Annotated in this window: 24 protein-coding genes; 7 read left to right on the plus strand and 17 right to left on the minus strand. The window is 35.6% G+C overall.

The annotated features are described in order from the left end of the window. Positions 1 to 29 precede the first annotated feature (29 nt). The 7 genes from NSS74_RS23830 to NSS74_RS23860 all read right to left on the minus strand — a co-directional run bounded on the left by NSS74_RS23830 (position 30) and on the right by NSS74_RS23860 (position 4,663). Positions 30 to 965 carry a YybS family protein gene (locus NSS74_RS23830; RefSeq protein ID WP_340814428.1) on the minus strand — a complete coding sequence of 312 codons (936 nt, stop codon included), beginning with the start codon at positions 963 to 965 and terminating at the stop codon, positions 30 to 32. Positions 966 to 1,045: 80 nt separating this feature from the next. Further along, complete coding sequence (gene rpsR, locus NSS74_RS23835) at positions 1,046 to 1,279, minus strand: 30S ribosomal protein S18 (RefSeq protein WP_000918874.1); 234 nt, start codon at positions 1,277 to 1,279, stop codon at positions 1,046 to 1,048. A 44-nt stretch (positions 1,280 to 1,323) separates the two neighbouring features. Next, positions 1,324 to 1,863, minus strand: coding sequence for a single-stranded DNA-binding protein (gene ssb, locus NSS74_RS23840; RefSeq protein ID WP_016121164.1), 540 nt, complete (start codon positions 1,861 to 1,863; stop codon positions 1,324 to 1,326). Between the two features lie 26 nt (positions 1,864 to 1,889). Beyond that, on the minus strand, positions 1,890 to 2,180 hold the full coding sequence (gene rpsF, locus NSS74_RS23845) for a 30S ribosomal protein S6 (RefSeq protein ID WP_001233782.1): 291 nt from the start codon (positions 2,178 to 2,180) through the stop codon (positions 1,890 to 1,892). 191 nt (positions 2,181 to 2,371) lie between these two features. Beyond that, on the minus strand, positions 2,372 to 3,472 hold the full coding sequence (gene ychF / locus NSS74_RS23850; protein ID WP_002089951.1) for a redox-regulated ATPase YchF: 1,101 nt from the start codon (positions 3,470 to 3,472) through the stop codon (positions 2,372 to 2,374). Positions 3,473 to 3,587: 115 nt separating this feature from the next. Next, the gene (locus tag NSS74_RS23855) at positions 3,588 to 3,785 is read right to left on the minus strand and encodes a DUF951 domain-containing protein (RefSeq protein WP_000436054.1); all 198 of its coding nucleotides are present in this window, start codon (positions 3,783 to 3,785) and stop codon (positions 3,588 to 3,590) included. Positions 3,786 to 3,805: 20 nt separating this feature from the next. Continuing rightward, positions 3,806 to 4,663, minus strand: a complete 858-nt coding sequence (locus NSS74_RS23860; protein WP_002016466.1) for a mechanosensitive ion channel family protein — start codon at positions 4,661 to 4,663, stop codon at positions 3,806 to 3,808. 260 nt (positions 4,664 to 4,923) lie between these two features. On the opposite strand from NSS74_RS23860, the gene yyaC reads away from it, so the two are divergent. Further along, a complete protein-coding gene (gene yyaC / locus NSS74_RS23865) occupies positions 4,924 to 5,520 on the plus strand; it encodes a spore protease YyaC (RefSeq protein ID WP_002089953.1) in 597 nt (198 codons plus the stop codon). A 20-nt stretch (positions 5,521 to 5,540) separates the two neighbouring features. Here the strand turns inward: yyaC and spo0J are convergent, their stop codons facing one another. The 10 genes from spo0J to rpmH all read right to left on the minus strand — a co-directional run bounded on the left by spo0J (position 5,541) and on the right by rpmH (position 14,597). Then, positions 5,541 to 6,392, minus strand: a complete 852-nt coding sequence (gene spo0J, locus NSS74_RS23870; protein ID WP_170935246.1) for a stage 0 sporulation protein Spo0J — start codon at positions 6,390 to 6,392, stop codon at positions 5,541 to 5,543. After that, positions 6,385 to 7,146: a sporulation initiation inhibitor protein Soj gene (gene soj, locus NSS74_RS23875; protein WP_002016469.1), complete on the minus strand. Its 762-nt coding sequence runs from the start codon at positions 7,144 to 7,146 to the stop codon at positions 6,385 to 6,387. Before soj ends, spo0J begins: the two co-directional genes overlap by 8 nt. A 186-nt stretch (positions 7,147 to 7,332) precedes the next feature. Further along, positions 7,333 to 8,205, minus strand: a complete 873-nt coding sequence (gene noc, locus NSS74_RS23880; RefSeq protein WP_002016471.1) for a nucleoid occlusion protein — start codon at positions 8,203 to 8,205, stop codon at positions 7,333 to 7,335. A 105-nt stretch (positions 8,206 to 8,310) separates the two neighbouring features. Further along, a complete protein-coding gene (gene rsmG, locus NSS74_RS23885; protein WP_002016472.1) occupies positions 8,311 to 9,030 on the minus strand; it encodes a 16S rRNA (guanine(527)-N(7))-methyltransferase RsmG in 720 nt (239 codons plus the stop codon). A gap of 22 nt (positions 9,031 to 9,052) precedes the next feature. Then, on the minus strand, positions 9,053 to 10,942 hold the full coding sequence (gene mnmG / locus NSS74_RS23890) for a tRNA uridine-5-carboxymethylaminomethyl(34) synthesis enzyme MnmG (protein WP_002016474.1): 1,890 nt from the start codon (positions 10,940 to 10,942) through the stop codon (positions 9,053 to 9,055). A 58-nt stretch (positions 10,943 to 11,000) separates the two neighbouring features. Then, complete coding sequence (gene mnmE, locus NSS74_RS23895) at positions 11,001 to 12,377, minus strand: tRNA uridine-5-carboxymethylaminomethyl(34) synthesis GTPase MnmE (RefSeq protein ID WP_002034990.1); 1,377 nt, start codon at positions 12,375 to 12,377, stop codon at positions 11,001 to 11,003. A gap of 227 nt (positions 12,378 to 12,604) precedes the next feature. Beyond that, positions 12,605 to 13,222: an RNA-binding cell elongation regulator Jag/EloR gene (jag, locus tag NSS74_RS23900; protein WP_002130196.1), complete on the minus strand. Its 618-nt coding sequence runs from the start codon at positions 13,220 to 13,222 to the stop codon at positions 12,605 to 12,607. Then, positions 13,219 to 13,986, minus strand: a complete 768-nt coding sequence (spoIIIJ, locus tag NSS74_RS23905; RefSeq protein WP_002089960.1) for a YidC family membrane integrase SpoIIIJ — start codon at positions 13,984 to 13,986, stop codon at positions 13,219 to 13,221. The genes jag and spoIIIJ overlap by 4 nt, the downstream gene beginning before the upstream one ends. 52 nt (positions 13,987 to 14,038) lie before the next feature. Continuing rightward, the gene (gene rnpA / locus NSS74_RS23910) at positions 14,039 to 14,386 is read right to left on the minus strand and encodes a ribonuclease P protein component (protein WP_002089963.1); all 348 of its coding nucleotides are present in this window, start codon (positions 14,384 to 14,386) and stop codon (positions 14,039 to 14,041) included. A gap of 76 nt (positions 14,387 to 14,462) precedes the next feature. Then, on the minus strand, positions 14,463 to 14,597 hold the full coding sequence (rpmH, locus tag NSS74_RS23915) for a 50S ribosomal protein L34 (protein ID WP_002068706.1): 135 nt from the start codon (positions 14,595 to 14,597) through the stop codon (positions 14,463 to 14,465). A 563-nt stretch (positions 14,598 to 15,160) separates the two neighbouring features. Here rpmH and dnaA point away from each other — a divergent pair. The 6 genes from dnaA (at position 15,161) to gyrA (ending at position 23,831) form a co-directional block, all read left to right on the plus strand. After that, a complete protein-coding gene (gene dnaA / locus NSS74_RS23920; RefSeq protein WP_002016481.1) occupies positions 15,161 to 16,501 on the plus strand; it encodes a chromosomal replication initiator protein DnaA in 1,341 nt (446 codons plus the stop codon). A gap of 182 nt (positions 16,502 to 16,683) precedes the next feature. Then, a complete protein-coding gene (gene dnaN, locus NSS74_RS23925) occupies positions 16,684 to 17,829 on the plus strand; it encodes a DNA polymerase III subunit beta (RefSeq protein WP_002034988.1) in 1,146 nt (381 codons plus the stop codon). A 128-nt stretch (positions 17,830 to 17,957) separates the two neighbouring features. Then, positions 17,958 to 18,170 (plus strand): S4 domain-containing protein YaaA, encoded by a 213-nt coding sequence (yaaA, locus tag NSS74_RS23930; RefSeq protein ID WP_002016484.1) that lies wholly within the window; start codon positions 17,958 to 17,960, stop codon positions 18,168 to 18,170. Positions 18,171 to 18,182: 12 nt separating this feature from the next. Next, positions 18,183 to 19,310, plus strand: coding sequence for a DNA replication/repair protein RecF (recF, locus tag NSS74_RS23935; RefSeq protein WP_340814430.1), 1,128 nt, complete (start codon positions 18,183 to 18,185; stop codon positions 19,308 to 19,310). Between the two features lie 38 nt (positions 19,311 to 19,348). After that, on the plus strand, positions 19,349 to 21,271 hold the full coding sequence (gyrB, locus tag NSS74_RS23940; RefSeq protein WP_002034986.1) for a DNA topoisomerase (ATP-hydrolyzing) subunit B: 1,923 nt from the start codon (positions 19,349 to 19,351) through the stop codon (positions 21,269 to 21,271). Between the two features lie 88 nt (positions 21,272 to 21,359). Further along, positions 21,360 to 23,831, plus strand: a complete 2,472-nt coding sequence (gyrA, locus tag NSS74_RS23945) for a DNA gyrase subunit A (RefSeq protein WP_002016488.1) — start codon at positions 21,360 to 21,362, stop codon at positions 23,829 to 23,831. Positions 23,832 to 23,865 lie beyond the last annotated feature (34 nt).

Consider the following 23,865-nt stretch of genomic DNA (forward strand, 5'->3'; position numbering starts at 1 on the left):
CAAATTAAAATAGTGTAAGGAATATTATTTTATTCCCCTATTTTAGAACGCAATGAAATCCCTAAATCAATTATACCTAAGATTGTTACAAGAGGAAACATCATCGGAATAAACATGCAGACAATAAAACTAATAATAGGAACACCTTTAGTAAATCCTTTTCTATGTGCCAAAAAGGCGATAAATGTCAAACCTTGCAGTACGAGCAATAGTGCAAAGATTACATATAGGTTAGAAAATACCATATGTAAATATGATGTTGGTTCTACCTTTATAAAAGTTGCTAACAAAATAAATATGACGTAATACCAAATAATACTCTTTGGCAATTGTATGTCTTTAAATTTAGGCCAAAGTGTTACTTCATGCTTTAACTTTTTCAAAACACTACCTGATATCATAACTGTAATCCAAGAAAAACATACAGAAACCATTACAAGCAAACTTGGGAATAACGTTTGTAACACATCATTAAATTGTGCAAATAATTCTTTTTGCTCTTTACTAATAGGCATACCCGCAGCAGTAACTATCTTTTCACTTTGCGCCATACTTTCATTAAACATATTTTGCATTTGCTTCATTAAATCTATGTTAAAAAACTTTATACTCGCAACATAAATGAGCATAATACCAATTAAGTACGCAAGCGTCCCCGCCATTAAAGTTTCTACCGGCTTTTTTCGTTTTTTATACATATATCCTAAAACGATACCTATCAATCCAAACATAGTTGTCTTTACTAGGTTCATCGGCTGACTGACAATAACAGTAATAAAAAGCGCCGCAGTAAAAACTATAAAGGCGTTAGATAATCTATATCTTATCGTTAGCAATATAAATGGCAATGGCAACGCAAACGTTACAACTGTACCTAAAATTGGAACATACATAGATATAAGCAATAACATTGCATATATCGCTAACAGTGCTGCACCCTCAGTAATAAATTTCGTATTCTTCATCATCTAACCTCTCTTTCAAAAAAGAAAAGCATAGCAAAATGCACAGTAGAGTCCGACTCTACTGTGCATTTCATACGCTATTATTCACCAACATATGGTAAAAGTGCCATTTGACGAGCACGTTTAATTGCAACTGTAAGTTTGCGTTGGTATTTCGCGCTTGTTCCTGTTACACGACGAGGTAAAATTTTACCGCGCTCAGAAACGAAACGTTTTAATAAATCAACATCTTTATAGTCAATGCGAGTGATGCCGTTAGATGTGAAGAAACACACCTTACGACGCTTCGCACGTCCACCTTTGCGTCCTGCCATGTCTATTCCCTCCATTCTTTGTTAAAAATAGCCGATTCACACCATTAAAATGGTAAATCGTCGTCCGAAATGTCAATCGGTTGACCAACATTCGAAAATGGATCGTCATTCTTCGTAAATCCAGAGTTACCTTGATTACCTTGATTACCTTGATTACCTTGGTTACCTGAATTACTAGATTGACCAAATGGGTTAGAGCTTTGGTTACCGAAACCAGCTCCTGATGGTTGCTGATTGAATGAACCACGTTGCTCCCCACCGCCATTACGCGGCTCTAAAAATTGTACGCTCTCCGCAAGAACTTCTGTTACATATACACGTTTACCATCTTGTCCATCGTAATTACGAGTTTGAAGACGTCCGTCTACGCCTGCTAAGCTACCTTTTTTCAAATAATTTGCCACGTTTTCTGCTTGTTTACGCCATATTACACAATTAATAAAGTCAGCTTCACGCTCACCTTGTTGATTCGCAAATGCGCGATTCACAGCTAACGTAAAAGTAGCTACTGCAACACCATTGGGCGTGTAACGTAAGTCAGGGTCCTTAGTTAAACGACCAACGAGGATAACACGATTCATCAATCGAACCACTCTCCCTTATATATCAATTATTTTTCTTCTTCTTTAACAACGATATGACGAAGGATATCTTCGTTGATCTTAGCTAAACGGTCGAATTCGTTAATCGCCTCTGAGTTAGAGTTCACGTTTAAGATCATGTAGAAACCTTCACGTAAGTCGTTGATTTCGTAAGCTAAACGACGCTTACCCCACTCTTTCGTGTTAATGATTTCTGCACCATTGTTTGTTAAAACACCTGCAAAACGTTCAACTAAAGCTTTTTGAGCCTCTTCTTCAACGCCAGGACGAATGATGTACATAATTTCGTACTTTCTCATTACACTTTCACCTCCTTTTGGTCTAAACGGCCCATAATGGGCAAGGAGCAATTAATTTATAGTAATTACTCACGAGTTTAGATTATATCATAGTAAGTTATATGAATCAACTCACCAATACGTAAAAAACTTGGCAAACACATAATATATTTGCCAAGCTCATATCTTTATTTTTCCTAGGAAATATTAAATTAAACGTTGAAGCGGAAGTGCATAACATCTCCGTCTTTTACGATATACTCTTTTCCTTCTAAACGTACTTTTCCAGCTTCTTTTGCAGCTGTCATAGAACCGTTTGTCATTAAATCATCATAAGAAACTGTTTCTGCGCGAATAAATCCACGCTCAAAGTCTGTATGAATTACGCCAGCACATTGTGGTGCCTTCATACCTTGTTTAAACGTCCATGCACGTACTTCTTGCACACCAGCTGTGAAGTAAGTAGCAAGTCCTAATAAATCATATGCAGCACGAATTAATTGATCTAAACCAGATTCTTCAATGCCTAGTTCTTCAAGGAATACTTTTTTCTCTTCCTCGTCTAGCTCAGCGATTTCTTCTTCGATTTTTGCACATACAACGATTACTTGAGAATTTTCATTTGCTGCAAATTCTTTTACCATTTGTACATATTTATTGTCAGAAGGATCCATAATATCATCTTCACTTACGTTTGCTACATATAGCATTTCTTTCGTTGTAAGTAAATGAAGGCCTTTAACAATCTTCATTTGCTCTTCTGTAAATTCAACAGTACGAGCTGGTTTTCCCTCTTCAAAAGCTTCTTTTAAACGAACTAAAATTTCATGCTCATATACAGCTTCTTTATCTTTTTGTCTTGCTAACTTCGCAACTCGTTCGATACGCTTATCAACAGATTCCAAATCCGCTAAGATTAGTTCTAAGTTAATTGTTTCAATGTCATCAATTGGATCTACTTTTCCTGAAACGTGCGTAATATTTTCATCTTCAAAACAACGAACAACTTGGCAAATTGCATCTACTTGACGAATGTGAGATAAGAATTTATTTCCTAACCCTTCACCTTTACTCGCACCTTTTACGATACCTGCAATATCAGTAAATTCAAATACAGTCGGAACAGTTTTTTTCGGTTCTACTAATTCCGTTAATTTATTTAAACGCTCATCTGGTACTTCTACAATCCCTACGTTTGGATCGATTGTACAGAATGGATAGTTCGCAGATTCTGCTCCTGCTTGTGTAATTGCATTAAATAAAGTGGACTTACCTACGTTAGGTAATCCAACAATCCCAGCCGTTAATCCCATATTTTTCACTCCTATGTCTCAATCTTTCATCATTATAGATAGTAACGAAAAAAATGACAAGTTTCCACCAAATGAAAAAAAGCAACGGCTGTCTACTGCAGCCGTTGCTTTTTCACTATTCTTCGTGCTTCACAAGTATTTTTTTTACCTTGCGATCAAACTCTCTTCGAGGAATCATTACCGAATGGTCACACCCCTCGCACTTAACGCGGATATCCATTCCCATACGAATAATCTTCCAGCGATTTTCACCACATGGATGGGCTTTCTTCATTTCCACAACATCGTACAAGTTATATTGCTTTTGCTCCATTCTCTAAATCCCTCCCACTATTAAATTGCTTTTTCACTAACTAATTCTTCGCGACTATATAAAACCATACGTGGGTATGGAATTTCAATCCCATGTAAATCAAGGCGATTTTTAATCTCTTTGCGAAGAGCCCTCGCAATAACTGCATGCTGCATCGGCTCAACTTCAGCAATAACACGTAATACAACTTCAGACGCTGCCAATGTTTGAACACCTAGCAATTGAGGTGTTGTTACCATTTTCTCATATTTTCCTGGTAATTCTACTAATAAATCTTCAATAACTTGCTCCGCTCGTACTATATCACTTTCATAAGAAATAGATACATCAACAAATGCTACACTATTACTAACGGAAAAGTTCGTTACTTGTACAATACTACCATTTGGTATTATATGAATTTCACCTGTCCAGCTTTTCATCTTTGTTGTACGTAGTCCAATTTCCAAAACAGTTCCTTCAAATTGCCCTATTCTTACATAATCACCTACTGAAAATTGATCCTCTAACAAAATAAATAATCCTGTAATAACATCTTTAACTAAACTTTGTGCACCAAAACCGACTGCTAAACCAATTACCCCAGCACCGGCTAATAGACCTGATGCATTAATATCAAACACACCTAAAATCGCAATTAACATAATGAACATAACAACGTATGCCACAATATTTTCAAGCAACTTCGCTACCGTAACTGTACGACGTTCTGAAATTTGAATCGGCGAACGGCTTCCCATACGAAACGCATTTCGTACAATTGCCCTTGCAACTCGCACAACGATTGCACCAAGTATTAAAATAACGATTATTTTTAGTGACTTCACACCTATATTCGTCCAATCAATGGACTCAAACCATTTCAACGCTAAATCCATGTCCCTCTACCTCTCTAGCTAAAATTTCTTTTTAGTTATCCTTATTATTGTATCAGAACTCTCTCTGATTTCTGAAAAAAATTTATGACTTTAATTCCATTTGTTAACTTCCATTCAGGTATAAAATGAAACGAATATATATATACTAGTACTATTATTTCCATTTTCATTCACAGTTTGTAAAAAGTATGCACTTATAATTTTCCATTTCACACACCATATAACATATTGTGAAAATTTATTAAAAGGATGGGTGCTTCATGAATATTAGAAGTTTTCGCTTACCTTTTTTTGAAAAAGAAACTCAAAATGTTATGCATCATGACTTAGAAGCCTCTGAGACAATCAGTAATTTCTTACTTTCCCATATTCCCATTAAGACTAATATGCCACTCATTCTCGTTTGTATCGGAACAGACCGTTCCACCGGTGATGCACTTGGTCCATTAGTTGGTACTAAACTAGAACAAATTGAAATCAAAAACCTTCAAGTATTCGGCACACTAGACGAACCAATACATGCACTAAATCTAGAGGAAAAAATTCAGAATATACAGAAAGAAAACCCTACTTCATTTATTATTGCTGTTGATGCATGTTTAGGAAAATCTCAAAGTATCGGTTCTATAACTACCGGAAAGGGTCCCAGTAAACCTGGAGCTGCGATGAATAAGAAATTACCTGAAATTGGTGATTTGCATATTCATGGCATCGTAAATTTAAATGGTTTCATGGAGTTTTTCGTACTTCAAAATACAAGACTAAGTTTAGTTATGAAGATGGCCGATGTAATTGCACAAAGTATAAAAGAAACCGATCAAAAATTATCTGCATTAAAAAAAGCAAACCATCTATAAACAATAAGATGGTTTGCTTTTTAATTTCCCTTTGATAATAATTCTAAAATTCGATTTAAATCTTCTTTATTAAAAAATTCGATTTCGATTTTACCTTTTTCTTTTTTCGTTTCTTTAATTTTTACATCCGTACCAAACTTTTCTCTTAAAAACGTTTCACGCTCTACAAAAAATATATTTCTTTCTTTTTTCACTTGTTGTGTTTCACGTGAAACACGTTGATTAATTTCCTGGACAATTTGTTCCAATTGGCGAACATTCAGTCCTTCTTTTTCAATTCGCTTCAATAAAGATTTCAACTGTTCTTCATCTTTTATTGTAAGTAAAGTTCTTCCATGAGCCATTGAAAGTTGACCGTTTGCAATCATATCTTGAACGAATGAAGGGAGGCTTAACAAACGAGTATAATTTGCGATATAAGGCCTGCTTTTACCAAGACGTTTTGCTAATTGTTCTTGTGTTACATTTAGCTCGTTCATTAACATCTGATATGCCATTGCCTCTTCCATAGGATTTAAATCTTCTCGTTGTAAGTTTTCAAGCAAAGCAAATTCCATCATTTGCTGCTCATTTAATTGCCTTACGACAGCAGGCACTTTCTCAAGTCCGGCCTCTTTAGCAGCACGATATCTTCTTTCACCTGCAACTATTTCATATCCTTTAATACTCTTTCGAGCAATTAAAGGTTGCAATATACCGTGCTCTTTAATAGAAGCCGCTAATTCCTGAATCGCTTCTTTATTGAAATATTTACGTGGTTGATATGGATTCGGCCTTAATTCAGTTACTATAATCTCCTGAATTGTTTCTTCTTCTTTCACATCTAAATCTGGAAAAAACACGTTGATTCCTCTTCCTAATCCCTTAGCCACCTGCAATCACTTCCTCTGCTAAATCTAAATATACTTCTGCTCCTCTTGATTTAGCGTCATACTGCATAATTGGTTTTCCATGACTTGGTGCCTCACTTAAGCGAACATTACGAGGAATAATCGAACGATATACTTTATCTCTAAAGTATTTTTTCACTTCATCTATAACTTGAATTCCTAAATTTGTACGAGCATCCAACATCGTTAACAATACACCTTGAATTGCTAAATTTTTATTTAAATGCTTTTGCACAAGTCGAACTGTATTTAATAGCTGACTTAACCCTTCCAGCGCATAATATTCACACTGTACAGGAATAATAACAGAATCTGCTGCTGTTAATGCATTAATCGTTAATAACCCTAAGGATGGGGGACAGTCAATAATAATATACTCATATTCATCACGAATTGGCTGTAACGCTCTTTGCAAGCGTACTTCCCGGGAAATGGTTGGTACCAATTCAATTTCAGCACCAGCCAATTGAATTGTAGCGGGTAGAACATCTAAGTTTTCAGTTGCGGTTTTCCGTATGGCACCTTGAACATCTGCATCTTCTACAAGAACATTATAAATACATTGATCTAATTCAGACTTTTCAATCCCTACACCAGTCGTTGCATTTCCTTGAGCATCAATATCTACGAGAAGGACTTTTTTTCCTACTTGTGCCAATCCAGCCCCTAAATTAACGGATGTTGTTGTTTTTCCAACACCGCCTTTTTGATTAGCAATAGCAATGATTTTTCCCATGATGTCACCTACTTTCAACCTTTCTTTCTTATTCTAGAAACAATTACGTTTATTGTAACATGAAATAAAAGTTTTTCTTTTACGTCCTTATTAAACTTCAAAATTTATTTCTAAACTCCTTCTTGCTTTAACAAGAAAATATAGTAAAAGAGACCTCTCCAATAGGATAAGGTCTCTAGCACGTAATTATTTTTTCTTCGGAATTTTAATCGTAATTTGATAGTATTCATCAAACTCTTCTTCCGCAGAATTAACATTCAAACCACTATTAGCAACCATTTGTAATGATTGTCTAATCGTGTTCATAGCAATTCTCGCATCTCGACTTACTGCTTTTTGCTTCGCTTTGCGCTTTGGTTTTACTTCTTCTAGTAACTTTGCAATTCGTTCTTCTGTTTGCTTTACATTCAATTGCTTCTCCACAATCTCTTGCAAAACCTTCAGTTGTAATTCCTCATTTTTCAAAGGAATAAGGGCGCGAGCATGCCGTTCTGTAATACTTTTTTCTAATAATGCACTTTTGATTTCTTCAGGCAATTTTAATAATCGCAATTTATTTGCGACTGTCGATTGTCCTTTTCCAAGTCGTTGTGCCAATGCTTCTTGTGTTAAATTATGTAACTCAATCAGCTTTTGATATGCCACAGCTTCCTCGATTGCTGTTAATTCCTCACGCTGCAAATTTTCAATTAACGCTACAGAAGCTGTCTCAGTATCATTTAAATTCTTTATTATTGCAGGAACTTTTTCCCACCCTAACTTTGTTGCTGCGCGGAAACGCCTTTCCCCGGCAATAATCTCGTACTTATCATCCTCATACTGTCTCACAACAATCGGCTGGATAAGCCCATGTGTACGAATCGTTAATGCTAGCTCCTCAATACGTGCATCGTCAAAAACTGTTCGTGGTTGATAACGGTTAGGGGTAATGTTTACTATCGGAATTTCCTGTATTTCTTCATATACCTTTTTAGCTATTTCTTCATGGCTTTCGTCTTGTAATTCGAATTCGCTCTCTTTATCTCCAAAGCCAAATAAACGAGAAAACGTATTTTTCATACATATTCCACCACCTTTTAGGCCTATTGACTGTTCTACATAAAATGTTTCCTATGAAACATTTACGTTTTCATTTATATAATTTAATCTTACGTCTAATAAGATTTATTTTTCAATAGGTAATTTATTGGGCGTTCCCGGTTTGCGTGGATATTTCTTTGGTGTCTTGCGCTTTTTCTCGATTAATAAAATATTACGCTCGCTTTCTTCAAACGGTAATTGGAACGTAGACATTTCTTTCAATTCTCCGCCAAGTACCTCTAAAGCATATTTGCCATTTTCGATTTCTTCGTTCGCCGCTGCACCTTTCATTGCAATGAATGTTCCCCCTACTTTTACAAGTGGTAAACATAGCTCACTTAATACAGAAAGACGTGCAACTGCACGTGCCATTACAATATCGTATGCTTCACGTACACCTTCTTTTTTTCCAAATGTTTCAGCACGATCATGACAAAATGCAACATCACTTAATTCTAACTTTTGCGCTAAGTGATTTAAGAAATTAATACGTTTTTGTAATGAATCTACAATTGTTACTTTTAAGTGCGGGAAACAGATTTTTAAAGGGATACTTGGGAATCCAGCTCCTGCTCCAACATCACAAATAGAAAATGGTTTCGAAAAATCATAATAAAAAGCCGCTGTAACAGAATCAAAAAAGTGTTTTAAGTATACTTCTTCTTTCTCCGTAATAGCCGTTAAGTTCATTTTTTCATTCCACTCTACTAATGTTTCAAAATAGATTCCGAACTGCTCTAACTGTCTAGAAGAGAGGGAAATACCCTTCTCTTCTAGCATAGATTGAAATTGTTCTATGTTCATCTAGCAATATCTCCTTACTATGTTATTGGTTCGATACTCGTGCAATTTTTCCTTGTTCAATGTAAATAAGCAAAATTGAAACATCAGCTGGATTTACACCAGAAATACGTGAAGCTTGCCCCATTGAAAGCGGACGAACATCTTTCAATTTCTGTCTTGCTTCTGAGGCAAGGCTAGAAATCGCATCATAATCAATATCCACAGGAATTTTTTTGTTTTCCATTTTCTTCATACGTTCTACTTGCTGTAAAGATTTCTCGATATATCCTTCGTACTTGGTCTGAATTTCAACTTGTTCCGTAATTTCATCACTTAATGCTACTTCACTTGGTACTAAAAGATGAATATGCTCATATGTCACCTCTGGACGACGTAATAAGTCACTTGCACGTATTCCATCTTTCAATTCACTTCCGCCAATACTACGAATTAATTCTTGAACTTCAGGACGCGGTTTAATAAAAATACTCTCTAACCGTTCCTTCTCCTGTTCAATTTGTAACTTTTTATTTGTAAATCGCTCATAGCGATCTTCTTTAATTAAGCCAATTTCACGACCAACTTCAGTTAAACGAAGGTCAGCATTATCATGGCGTAATAATAGGCGATATTCTGCACGAGACGTTAATAAACGATATGGTTCATTTGTACCTTTCGTTACAAGGTCATCAATTAAAACACCAATATAAGCATCAGCACGACCTAAAATAACTTCTTTTTTACCTAAAGAACGACACGCTGCATTAATCCCAGCCATAAGCCCTTGTCCTGCTGCTTCTTCGTAACCAGAAGTTCCGTTAATTTGTCCTGCTGTATATAAATTTTTAATTTTTTTCGTTTCAAGTGTTGGCCATAGTTGAGTTGGTACGATCGCATCATATTCAATTGCATAACCCGTACGCATCATTTCAACATTTTCCAGGCCAGGAATTGTTCTAAGCATTGCACGCTGTACATCTTCTGGTAAGCTCGTCGATAAGCCTTGTACATATACTTCTTGTGTATTACGTCCTTCTGGCTCTAAGAAAATTTGATGACGTGGTTTATCATTAAATCTTACTACCTTGTCTTCAATTGAAGGGCAATATCTAGGACCTGTTCCTTTAATCATACCAGAATACATAGCTGAGCGATGTAAGTTTTCATCTATTAAACGATGTGTTTCTGTACTTGTATACGTTAACCAACATGGAATTTGATCCATAATAAATTTTGTCGTTTCAAAAGAGAAAGCACGTGGCTTATCATCACCTGGTTGAATTTCTGTTTTACTATAATCAATCGTATTACTGTTTACACGCGGAGGTGTACCTGTTTTAAATCTAACAAGATCAAAACCAAGTTCCTCTAAGTGTTCAGATAATGTAATAGATGGTTGCTGATTATTTGGACCACTTGAATATTTTAAATCGCCCATAATAATCTCACCACGTAAAAATGTTCCCGTTGTAATTACAACTGTTTTCGCTGTGTATTCAGCACCAGCTTGCGTAATTACCCCTTTACATACACCATCTTCAATAATTAAACGCTCTACCAGACCTTGAAACAACGTTAAGTTTGGTGTTTCTTCAATTGTTTTCTTTAATTCATGCTGGTAAGAGAATTTATCAGCTTGTGCACGAAGCGCGCGTACAGCTGGTCCTTTACCCGTATTTAACATACGCATTTGAATATGTGTTTTATCAATATTGCGTCCCATTTCTCCGCCTAATGCATCAATTTCACGAACAACAATCCCTTTTGCTGGTCCACCAACAGAAGGGTTACATGGCATGAACGCTACCATATCTAAGTTAATTGTTAACATTAATGTTTTTGAGCCCATTCGTGCTGCCGCAAGACCAGCTTCACATCCTGCATGACCTGCACCGATTACTATGACATCATATGAACCGGCATTGTATCCCATTGTTTATTCCTCCTAATAACCTCTATCTTACTAAATCATCTCTGATTAAAGTTTTACTTTATTTTCCTAAACAAAATTGAGAGAACAATTGGTCAATTAAACTTTCATGGACAGTATCACCAGTAATTTCACCAAGTATTTCCCACGCTCTTGTTAAATCAATTTGAACCATATCAATCGGAACACCATTTTCTATCGCTTCAATTGCATCGTTAATTGTTCTTCCTGCTTGTGTTAATAATCCGATATGTCTCGCATTAGACACGTATGTCATATCCGCAGAATCAATTGTTCCTTCAAAGAATAAATCAGCTATTGCCTTTTCAAGCTCATCTATTCCTTGCTCCTCAATTAAAGATGTTGTAATAACACGATTGCCTACCGCTAAATCTGTAACACGTTCCATATCAATTTCTTGCGGTAAATCTGTCTTATTTACAATGACAATGAAATCTTTTCCCTGTACGGCACGGAATAGATCCTCATCTTCATTTGTTAAAGCCTCGCTATAGTTCACTACAATTAACACTAAGTCTGCTTGGCTCATCATTTCCTTCGAACGCTCTACACCAATTCGTTCAACAATATCTTCCGTTTCACGAATTCCGGCTGTATCTATAAGTTTAAGTGGTACACCACGCACATTAACGTACTCTTCAATAACATCACGAGTTGTTCCTGCAATATCAGTTACAATTGCCTTTTTCTCCTGAACAAGACTATTTAATAGCGATGATTTCCCAACGTTAGGTCTACCGATAATCGCGGTAGAAATGCCTTCACGTAAAATCTTTCCTTGCTTCGATGTTTCTAATATCTTTGCAATTTCAGCACGGACATGTGTAGCTTTCTCAATTAAAATATTATGCGTCATCTCTTCTACATCATCATATTCTGGGTAATCTATATTCACCTCAATATGAGCTAATGTTTCTAATATTTCTTGACGCAGATGGCCGATTAATTTAGATAATCGTCCTTCCATTTGGTTAATCGCTACATTCATAGCACGATCTGTTTTCGCACGGATTAAGTCCATAACAGCTTCCGCTTGTGATAAATCAATACGTCCATTTAAAAAAGCACGTTTTGTAAATTCACCAGGCTCTGCCAGTCGTACTCCTTGCGCTAAAATAAGCTGTAATACTTTATTTACCGAAACAAGTCCACCATGACAGTTAATTTCTACTATATTTTCACGCGTAAAAGTCCTTGGTGCACGCATAATGGACACCATAACTTCTTCAATAACTTGATTTGTATCTAAATCGACAATATGACCATAATGAATTGTATGAGAAGAAACCTGTGTTAAATCCTTCCCTTTAAAAATACGATCGACTTTTTCAATCGCATCATCCCCACTTACTCGAACAATGGCAATTGCACCTTCCCCAAGTGCTGTGGAAATTGCGGCAATTGTATCAAATTCCATGTCCTTTCACCTCACTTGCTTATTTATCTCTATTTCAACATGAATTTTTTCCGTCACTAAATTATTAGGATACCATAACGAACCTATCTACAAAAGAATAATAACTCATTTTATTATGTCCTTATGTAAAAAACACTAAACTTATTCACAGTGGATAAGTTTAGTGTTTTTTAGTTATCCACATTTATTTTCTCCTCAAAAAAACCGGCACTCAATTGAGTAACCGGTCACTTGGAAGATATTACAACATACCGATGTGGTTCTTTCCCTTCAGAAGTTGTAATGATATTTTGATGATTAGATAATGCTTGGTGAATAATTTTTCGTTCAAAAGAAGGCATTGGTTCTAGAACAACTCTTTTTTTCGTACTCACTACTTGTTTTGCTAATCGATAGGAAAGAGTTTCTAACGTATTTTTTCTTTTACTACGATAGTTTTCAGCATCCAGTGTAATACCAATATATTGCTTTGTATTACGGTTCGCAACAAGCTTTGTTAAATACTGTAAAGAATTCAACGTATTCCCTCTTTTACCAATTAAAACACCAATGTTTTCACCAGAAATTGTAAATTCAACTTCGCGTCCTTTTACAATTTTTCTAATTTCAACTTCCACACCCATATTTTGAATAACATTTTTTAAATATTCTTCACATTCTTGGATTGGATCTTTTTTCAATACAACTTCTACAACAGCGGGGCGATTCCCAAATAAACCTAGGAACCCCCTCTTACCCTCATCGATAATATTTATATCTACTCGATCTTTCGAAGCATTTAATTGTCTTAAAGCATCTTGTACTGCCAGCTCGACTGTTTGTCCTTTAGCAGTAATCATACTCACTTGCTTGATCCTCCTGCCTTACTAGCCTTAATTTCAGGCCCTTTGATCATATACATTTGAGCGATACCAAAGATATTACCAACTACCCAGTACAATGATAGTGCTGCTGGGAAGTTAATTGCAAAGACTAAAATCATAATTGGCATAAGCCAAATCATCATTGCCATTTGCGGATTTTGTCCAGCCGTTCCTGCCATTGCAAGCTTTTGCTGAATAAACGTCGTAATAGCTGCAACAATTGGAAGGATATAGAACGGATCCGCCTGTCCTAAATCGAACCATAAAAATGTATGTTCACTAATTGCTGTTGTTCTCATAATCGCATGATAAAACGCGAATAAAATAGGCATCTGAACAAATATTGGTAAACATCCTGCTAATGGGTTTACACCATTCTTTTGATATAACTGCATCATTTCTTGTTGTAGTTTTTGCTGTGTTGCTTGATCTTTAGAACTATATTTCTCTTTTAATTTCACCATTTCTGGTTGTAACGCCTGCATTGCTTTCGTACTCTTCGTTTGTTTAATCATTAATGGTAATAATGCAAAACGAATGATAAGAGTTGTAACAACGATTGCTAAACCGTAATTACTACCAAATAATTCTGCAAAATACGTGATTAACTGAGAAAGCGGGTATACGAAATATTCATTCCAAATCCCAGTGCTTTTCGGTGTAATCGGCTGATTTGTTTCACTACAACCGGTAGCGATTGCCATTAACATAATAACCATGGCTAATAAACCTATTTTCTTTTTCAAAGCCTGCTCCTCCTTGTTTCGGTATGTATATAGTGTAATTCATTTCCTTACGCTACTTTTTTATTCTTTTCATACCAGAGCGTTTAAAGACATGAATTAAGCTTTTCTTTAACTCTTCATATGTCATCTCTGCACAAGGCTTCCTTGCTATTATAACAAAATCTTTTCCAGAATCTATCTCATCTTTTAATTCTATAATCGATTGGCGAATCATACGCTTAATTCGATTACGCACTACTGCATTTCCTATTTTCTTACTAACAGAAAGACCAATGCGAAAATGCGGCTGTTTTTCTTTATCTAATTTGTATACAACAAACTGGCGATTGGCATTTGATTGTCCTTTTTGGAAAACAGCCTGGAATTCATCATTCTTTTTTATACGATTTTTTTTCTTCATATCATTTGACACTCCTGTATTTCATCAGCGGAAACTCATTATTATTAGAAAAAAAGACCACTGAACGTTCAGTGGTCTACGCAGATAATACTTTTCTTCCTTTACGACGACGAGCTGCAAGCACTCTACGTCCGTTTGCTGTGCTCATACGGCTGCGGAAACCATGTACTTTGCTGCGCTTACGTTTATTTGGTTGGTAAGTTCTTTTCATTATATGACACCTCCCTGAGGAATATCTGTTAAAGACAGTCTAATAAATTATAGTAAATCAAATAGGAAAATGTCAATGGTTCTCGAAATTTTCATCAAATATTCATTTTCAACCTATTCACATACTTTTTCACAGTCCCTATATTTCCTTGTGGATAAATATTTTTTCTCTTTTTTATATCCACAAACTCTTTTTTTACTTTTACACAGTATATCGTGTTGTGGACAAGTTTATTCCACAAGGTATTGATTTTGTGGATAACTTTCTTAAATTCATTGCTATAGCTGCTTTTTTTTGATATTATAGTTGTGTTTTCACTTTGAATAAGTTTTCCACACCTTTATTTTATCCACAATTTGTGTATAACATGTGGATAGTTTAAATCACATGTGAGTAAATAGTTGTCCACATGTGTTATTTTGTCGAAAACTCTATCTCGGATACTAACGACGTTTTTATATTTTAAAATACGTTTCGTATAAATATGCATTAGAAATATTTACAGGTTGTACAATTGTTGCGCAACCTTATTCTTTTACCATCTTTGTAAAGGAGGGACACCTTTGGAAAATATCTCTGATTTATGGAATAGTGCCTTAAAAGAATTAGAAAAAAAGGTAAGCAAGCCAAGTTATGAAACATGGTTAAAATCAACAACTGCTCATAACTTAAAAAAAGATGTATTAACTATTACAGCTCCAAATGAATTCGCTCGTGACTGGCTAGAATCTCATTATTCGGAACTAATCTCCGAAACACTTTATGATTTAACAGGGGCAAAACTAGCTATTCGTTTTATCATTCCCCAAAGTCAGGCAGAAGAGGATATAGATCTCCCTTCTGTTAAGCAAAAACACGCCCATGATGAGTCTAATCACTTACCACAGAGTATGTTAAACCCAAAATATACATTTGATACATTTGTTATTGGCTCTGGTAATCGTTTTGCACATGCTGCTTCTTTAGCTGTAGCTGAAGCACCAGCTAAAGCCTATAATCCGCTCTTTATTTACGGGGGCGTTGGACTTGGAAAAACACATTTAATGCACGCAATTGGGCATTATGTAATTGAACACAACCCAAATGCAAAAGTTGTATATTTATCATCTGAAAAATTTACAAATGAATTTATTAATTCAATTCGTGATAATAAAGCTGTCGATTTTCGTAATAAATATCGTAATGTAGATGTCTTATTGATAGATGATATTCAATTTCTTGCTGGAAAAGAACAAACACAGGAAGAGTTTTTCCATACATTTAATGCGTTACATGAAGAAAGTAAACAAATTGTGATTTCAAGCGATAGACCACCAAAAGAAATCCCAACTTTAGAAGATCGCCTTCGTTCTCGCTTTGAATGGGGGTTAATTACGGACATTACGCCACCAGATTTAGAAACTAGAATCGCAATTTTACGTAAAAAAGCAAAAGCAGAAGGTCTTGATATACCAAATGAAGTTATGCTTTATATCGCAAATCAAATCGATTCAAATATTCGTGAACTAGAGGGTGCACTTATTCGAGTTGTAGCTTATTCATCTTTAATTAATAAAGATATGAATGCTGATTTAGCGGCTGAAGCGCTTAAAAATATTATTCCAAACTCTATACCTAGAATTATTTCTATTTCTGATATTCAAAAGGCTGTTGGGGGCGTCTATCAAGTAAAATTAGAAGATTTCAAAGCAAAAAAACGGACCAAATCCGTTGCATTCCCTCGCCAAATTGCGATGTATTTATCACGTGAACTTACGGACTCATCTTTGCCAAAAATAGGTGAAGAATTTGGTGGCCGCGATCATACAACAGTAATCCATGCTCACGAAAAAATTTCGAAGCTATTAAAAACCGATACTCAATTACAAAAACACGTTGAAGAAGTTAAGGATATTTTAAAATAGTAGTAGCTGAATAGTGTGAATAACTTAGCTTATTTTACGCACAGTCTATCCACATGTAGATAGACTGTTTTTACATCTTTAAACAGGGTTATCCACATATCCACAAGCCCTATTACTATTACTACTACTTTTTTATCTTTATTAAATAAATAAAATCTTATACTTACCGGAGGTTTTTCGTTATGCGTTTTACAATACAAAAAGACTATCTTGTAAGAAGTGTACAAGATGTAATGAAGGCAGTTTCTTCTCGTACAACAATTCCAATTCTTACAGGGATTAAAGTTGTAGCAACTGAAGAAGGAGTTACTTTAACAGGTAGTGATGCAGACATCTCTATCGAATCATTTATCCCAGTCGAAGATGCTGGAAAAGAAATTGTGGAAATTGAACAATCAGGAAGTATTATTTTACAAGCAAAATATTTTAGTGAGATCGTAAAAAAATTACCTAAAGAAACTGTCGAAATTTCTGTGGAAAATCATTTTATGACAAAAATAAAATCTGGAAAATCAGAGTTCAACTTAAATGGTTTAGATGCTGCTGAATATCCGTTATTACCACAAATCGAAGAACATCATGTATTTAAGATTCCAACAGATTTACTAAAGCACATGATTCGTCAAACAGTATTTGCAGTTTCAAGTTCTGAAACAAGACCGATCTTGACAGGTGTAAACTGGAAGGTATATAACAGCGAGCTAACTTGCATTGCAACAGATAGTCACAGACTAGCACTTCGTAAAGCAAAAATCGAAGGGTATAATATTGCCGATGAATTTCAAGCGAATGTCGTTATTCCTGGTAAGAGCTTAAGTGAATTAAGTAAAATTCTAGATGAATCTGAAGAAATGGTAGATATCGTTATTACGGAGTATCAAGTATTATTCCGTACAAAACATTTATTATTCTTCTCAAGATTATTAGAAGGAAATTATCCAGATACAACGCGTTTAATTCCAGCTGAAAGTAAAACCGATATATTTGTAAATACAAAAGAATTTTTACAAGCGATTGATCGTGCGTCGCTGTTAGCAAGAGATGGTCGTAACAACGTTGTTAAATTATCGACATTAGAACAACAGATGTTAGAGATTTCTTCGAATGCACCAGAAATCGGAAAAGTAGTAGAAGAGGTTCAATGTGAAAATGTAGATGGAGAAGAATTAAAAATATCTTTTAGTGCAAAATATATGATGGACGCATTAAAGGCTTTAGATAGTACAGAAATTAAAGTTAGTTTTACTGGAGCGATGAGACCGTTTTTAATTCGCACAGTAAATGATGATTCCATTATCCAATTAATTTTACCAGTCCGTACTTACTAAGTAAGGATTAAGGGTTGCTAGTGTAAAGGTACTAGTGACCCTTATTTGATTTGTGGGGTATTACTTTCCTAATGCTAGTTTATTTAGTACAATGAAAGAATGAACACTTTCAGAAAGTGAGCGATTTTATGAAACTTATTAAGATTTCAACAGAATACATTACACTAGGACAATTTTTAAAGTTAGCTGATGTAATTGATACAGGTGGCGCTGTGAAATGGTTCTTACAAGAATATGAAGTATACGTAAATCAAGAACTTGAAAATAGAAGAGGCCGAAAGTTATATGCAAATGATATTGTTGAAATTCCGGGAAGCGGAACTTTCCAAGTTCAGGCATAAAGGGGGATCCCTTTGTTTATTACAGAAATACAATTAAAAAACTATCGCAATTATGAGCATTTAGAGCTTTCCTTTGAGGATAAAGTCAATGTAATTATTGGTGAAAATGCGCAAGGGAAAACGAATCTGATGGAAGCTATTTATGTATTGGCGATGGCGAAATCTCATAGAACTTCGAACGATCGTGAACTCATTCGTTGGGATGAGGATTATGGTAATATAAAAGGTAGATTACAAAGGCGAAATAGTTCAGTATCCTTAGAATTAAATATTTCAAAAAAAGGTAAAAAGGCAAAGTTAAATCAGTTAGAACAACAAAAATTGAGCCAGTATATTGGTGAAATGAATGTTGTTATGTTTGCCCCAGAAGATTTAAATCTTGTAAAAGGAAGCCCTCAAGTACGAAGACGCTTTTTGGATATGGAACTTGGACAAATAGCTCCGGTCTATTTGTATGAATTAAGTCAATATCAAAAGGTACTCACGCAACGAAATCATTTACTTAAGAAGATGCAAGGGAATAGTAAAAATGAGGAAACGATATTGGATGTATTTACACTTCAACTTATTGAGCATGGTGCAAAAATTTTGCGAAAACGTTTTGAGTTTTTGCATTTACTACAAGAATGGGCTGCTCCAATTCATCGCGGAATTAGCAGGGGATTAGAGGAGTTAGAAATCGTTTATAAACCAAGTGTAGATGTATCAGAATCAATGGATTTGTCGAAAATAAAAGAAGTATACTATGAAAGTTTTCAATCTGTGAAACAACGTGAAATTTTTCGGGGTACAACTTTACTTGGTCCTCATCGTGATGATTTACAATTCTTCGTTAATAGTAAAAATGTTCAAGTCTTTGGTTCACAAGGACAACAACGAACAACCGCACTATCCCTAAAATTGGCTGAAATTGAATTGATATACTCAGAGGTTAAGGAATATCCAATTCTTTTACTAGATGATGTGTTATCAGAATTAGATGATTATCGTCAATCGCATCTGCTAAATACAATTCAAGGAAAAGTACAAACCTTTGTGACAACGACGAGTGTCGAGGGAATTGAACACGAAACATTGAAAGAAGCGAAAACAATTCATGTAACGAACGGCACGGTAGATTGTGAAATAGACAGAAAATAATTTCTGTTTAAATGGAAAAGTAGGTGATCTTTGTGTCAATGGAACAAAAGCAAATGCAGGAAAATGCATATGATGAAAGTCAGATTCAGGTGTTAGAAGGACTGGAGGCAGTTCGAAAGCGTCCTGGTATGTATATTGGTTCTACAAGTGGAAAAGGTCTTCATCACCTCGTGTGGGAAATTGTTGATAACAGTATTGATGAAGCTTTAGCAGGATATTGTGATGAAATTAATGTCAGTATTGAAGAAGATAATAGTATTGTTGTAACAGATGATGGTCGTGGTATCCCTGTTGGTATACAAGAAAAAATGGGACGTCCTGCTGTAGAAGTTATTATGACGGTACTCCATGCCGGTGGTAAATTTGGCGGTGGTGGTTATAAAGTTTCTGGTGGTTTGCATGGTGTAGGTGCATCTGTTGTAAATGCTTTATCAACAGAATTAGAGGTATTTGTACATCGAGATGGAAAAATACACTATCAAAAATATGAACGCGGGGTCCCAGCTGCAGATTTAAAAGTAATAGGTGAAACTGATCGTACAGGAACGATCACACGCTTTAAGCCAGATTCAGAAATTTTTACAGAGACGACAGAATACGAATTTGATACATTAGCGACTCGTATGCGTGAGTTGGCGTTTTTAAATCGTAATATTAAATTAACAATTGAAGATAAGCGTGAACATAAGCAAAAGAAAGAATTCCATTATGAAGGTGGAATTAAATCATATGTTGAACATTTAAATCGTTCAAAACAACCGATTCATGAAGAACCTGTATATGTTGACGGTTCAAAAGATGGGATTCAGGTTGAGGTTGCTCTTCAATATAACGAAGGCTATACAAATCATATTTATTCATTTACAAATAATATTCATACGTATGAAGGCGGTACACATGAGGTAGGTTTTAAGACTGCTCTAACACGTGTAATTAACGATTATGGTCGTAAAAATAATATTTTAAAAGATGCGGATAGTAATTTAACTGGTGAAGATGTTCGTGAAGGCTTAACAGCAATCGTGTCAATTAAGCATCCAAATCCACAATTTGAAGGACAAACAAAGACGAAACTTGGAAATAGTGAAGCGAGAACGATTACAGAGTCTGTATTCTCAGAGGCGTTTGAAAAGTTCTTACTAGAAAACCCCAATGTTGCACGTAAAATTATAGATAAAGGGACTATGGCAGCGCGTGCACGTGTAGCGGCTAAAAAGGCTCGTGAACTAACGCGCCGAAAGAGTGCTCTAGAAGTTTCAAGTTTACCAGGGAAGCTAGCTGATTGTTCTTCTAAAGATCCAGCAATTAGCGAAATTTATATCGTGGAGGGTGACTCTGCGGGCGGATCTGCAAAACAAGGACGCGATCGTCATTTTCAAGCGATTTTACCACTGAAGGGTAAAATTATTAACGTTGAAAAGGCACGTTTAGATAAGATTTTATCAAATGATGAAGTTCGTACAATTATTACAGCAATTGGTACAAATATTGGTGGGGATTTTGCTATTGAAAAAGCTCGCTATCATAAAGTTATTATTATGACAGATGCCGATGTTGATGGTGCACATATTCGTACCCTATTATTAACGTTCTTCTATCGTTATATGCGCCAAATCATTGAGTGTGGATATATATATATCGCACAGCCACCGTTGTTTAAAGTACAACAAGGTAAAAAAATTCAATATGCTTATAACAATAAAGAACTTGAAAAAATACTAGCTGAATTACCAGCTCAACCTAAGCCCGGGATTCAGCGTTATAAAGGTCTAGGGGAAATGAATCCAACTCAGCTGTGGGAGACGACAATGGACCCAGAAGTACGTTCGTTACTTCAAGTTTCCCTTCAAGATGCAATTGAAGCGGATGAAACATTTGAAATTTTGATGGGTGATAAAGTAGAGCCGCGTCGTAACTTTATCCAAGAAAATGCAAAATACGTGAAAAACCTTGATATTTAAGTGAGTAATGACAGGAATCTAAGTATTCCTGTCTTCTACATATAAATCAATGTATGTGTAACGGAAATGTAAGAGGAGGTGCTCGTTGATGTCAGACAATCAACAACAAGCACGAATTCGAGAAATTAATATTAGTCATGAAATGCGTACCTCATTTTTAGATTACGCAATGAGTGTTATCGTGTCTCGTGCATTACCAGATGTTCGTGATGGATTAAAACCAGTTCATCGTAGGGTTTTATATGCGATGAATGATTTAGGAATTACAGCTGATAAAGCATATAAGAAGTCGGCGCGTATTGTCGGCGAAGTAATTGGTAAGTATCACCCGCACGGTGATTCAGCTGTTTATGAAACAATGGTACGTATGGCACAAGATTTTAGTCAACGTTACATGCTTGTTGATGGACATGGTAATTTCGGTTCTGTTGATGGAGATTCAGCGGCAGCAATGCGTTATACAGAAGCAAGAATGTCTAAGATTTCTATGGAATTAATACGCGATATTACAAAGAATACAATTGATTATCAAGATAACTACGATGGTTCTGAAAGAGAGCCAGTTGTATTACCAGCGCGTTTCCCTAACTTATTAGTCAATGGTACGACAGGTATTGCGGTTGGTATGGCAACAAACATTCCACCGCATCAACTTGGAGAAGTAATTGATGGTGTGTTGGCATTAAGTCATAACCCTGATATCACTATCGCGGAATTAATGGAATATATTCCTGGGCCAGACTTCCCAACTTCAGGTTTAATCTTAGGGCGAAGTGGAATTCGAAGAGCTTACGAAACAGGTCGCGGTTCTATTATACTTCGTGCTAAAGTTGAAATTGAAGAGAAAGCAAATGGTAAACAAACTATTATCGTAACAGAACTACCTTATCAAGTTAATAAGGCGCGATTAATTGAAAAGATCGCAGAACTAGTTCGTGATAAGAAAATTGAAGGTATTACAGATTTACGTGATGAATCAGATCGAAATGGTATGCGTATTGTTATGGAAGTACGTCGTGATGCCAATGCCAATGTACTATTAAATAATCTATATAAACATACAGCACTCCAAACAAGCTTCGGTATTAATATGTTGTCTCTTGTAAATGGAGAGCCACAAGTCTTAAATTTAAAACAAAATCTATATTATTATTTAGAGCATCAAAAGGTAGTGATTCGTAGACGTACTGCTTATGAATTAGAGAAAGCAGAAGCGCGTGCTCATATTTTAGAAGGCTTACGAATTGCTTTAGATCATCTTGATGAAGTTATTACTTTAATCCGTAGTTCAAAAACAGCTGATATTGCAAAACAAGGTTTAATGGAACGTTTCGGCTTAAGTGAGAAACAAGCGCAAGCGATTTTAGATATGCGTTTGCAACGTTTAACTGGATTAGAACGCGAAAAAATCGAACAAGAATATCAAGATTTAATGAAGATAATTGCAGAGTTAAAAGCAATTTTAGCAGACGAAGAAAAAGTTCTTGAAATTATTCGCGAGGAATTAGCTGAAGTAAAAGAGCGTTTTAATGATAAGAGAAGAACAGAAATTACAATTGGCGGTATGGAAGCTATAGAGGATGAAGATTTAATCCCAGAACAAAATATCGCAATTACACTTACTCATAATGGTTATATTAAGAGGTTACCGGCTTCTACGTACAAAACACAGAACCGTGGGGGACGTGGTGTACAAGGAATGGGTACGAATGATGATGACTTTGTCGAACATTTATTAACAACGTCTACTCATGATCATATTTTATTCTTCACAAACAAGGGTAAAGTATACCGTACAAAAGGATATGAAATTCCAGAGTATAGTCGTACAGCAAAAGGTATACCGATTATTAATCTATTAGGGGTAGATAAGGGTGAGTGGATCAACGCTATTATTCCAATTCGTGAATTTGGTGACGACCAGTTCTTATTCTTTACAACGAAACAAGGTATCTCTAAGAGAACACCACTTTCATCATTTGCCAATATACGTACAAATGGTTTAATTGCAATTTCTCTTCGTGAAGAGGATGAATTAATCTCTGTACGCTTAACATCTGGTGATAAGGATATTATCGTTGGGACAAGTAACGGTATGTTAATTCGTTTCAATGAGCAAGATGTGCGTTCAATGGGACGTAATGCGGCTGGTGTAAAAGCAATTACATTAGGTGATGAAGATCAAGTTGTAGGTATGGAAATTGTCGAAGAGGATGTAAATGTTCTAATTGTAACCAAAAACGGTTATGGAAAGCGTACACCGATTGATGAATACCGTCTGCAAAGTCGTGGTGGTAAAGGTCTGAAGACTTGTAATATTACAGATAAAAACGGTAAGTTAGTAGCGGTTAAGTCTGTAACAGGTGAAGAAGACATTATGTTAATTACAGCAGCAGGCGTTATTATTCGTATGCCGGTTGATCAAATTTCTCAAATGGGACGTAATACACAAGGTGTTCGTCTAATTCGATTAGAAGATGAGCAAGAGGTAGCGACAGTAGCAAAAGCGCAAAAAGATGAAGAAGAAGAATCTAATGAAGAGGATTCGTCTGAAGAGTAAGAGTGGGGATTTCTCCCCCTCTTATTTTTTTATA

It is taken from the genome of Bacillus sp. FSL E2-8868, from assembly GCF_038005505.1.
GTDB lineage: Bacteria > Bacillota > Bacilli > Bacillales > Bacillaceae_G > Bacillus_A > Bacillus_A mycoides.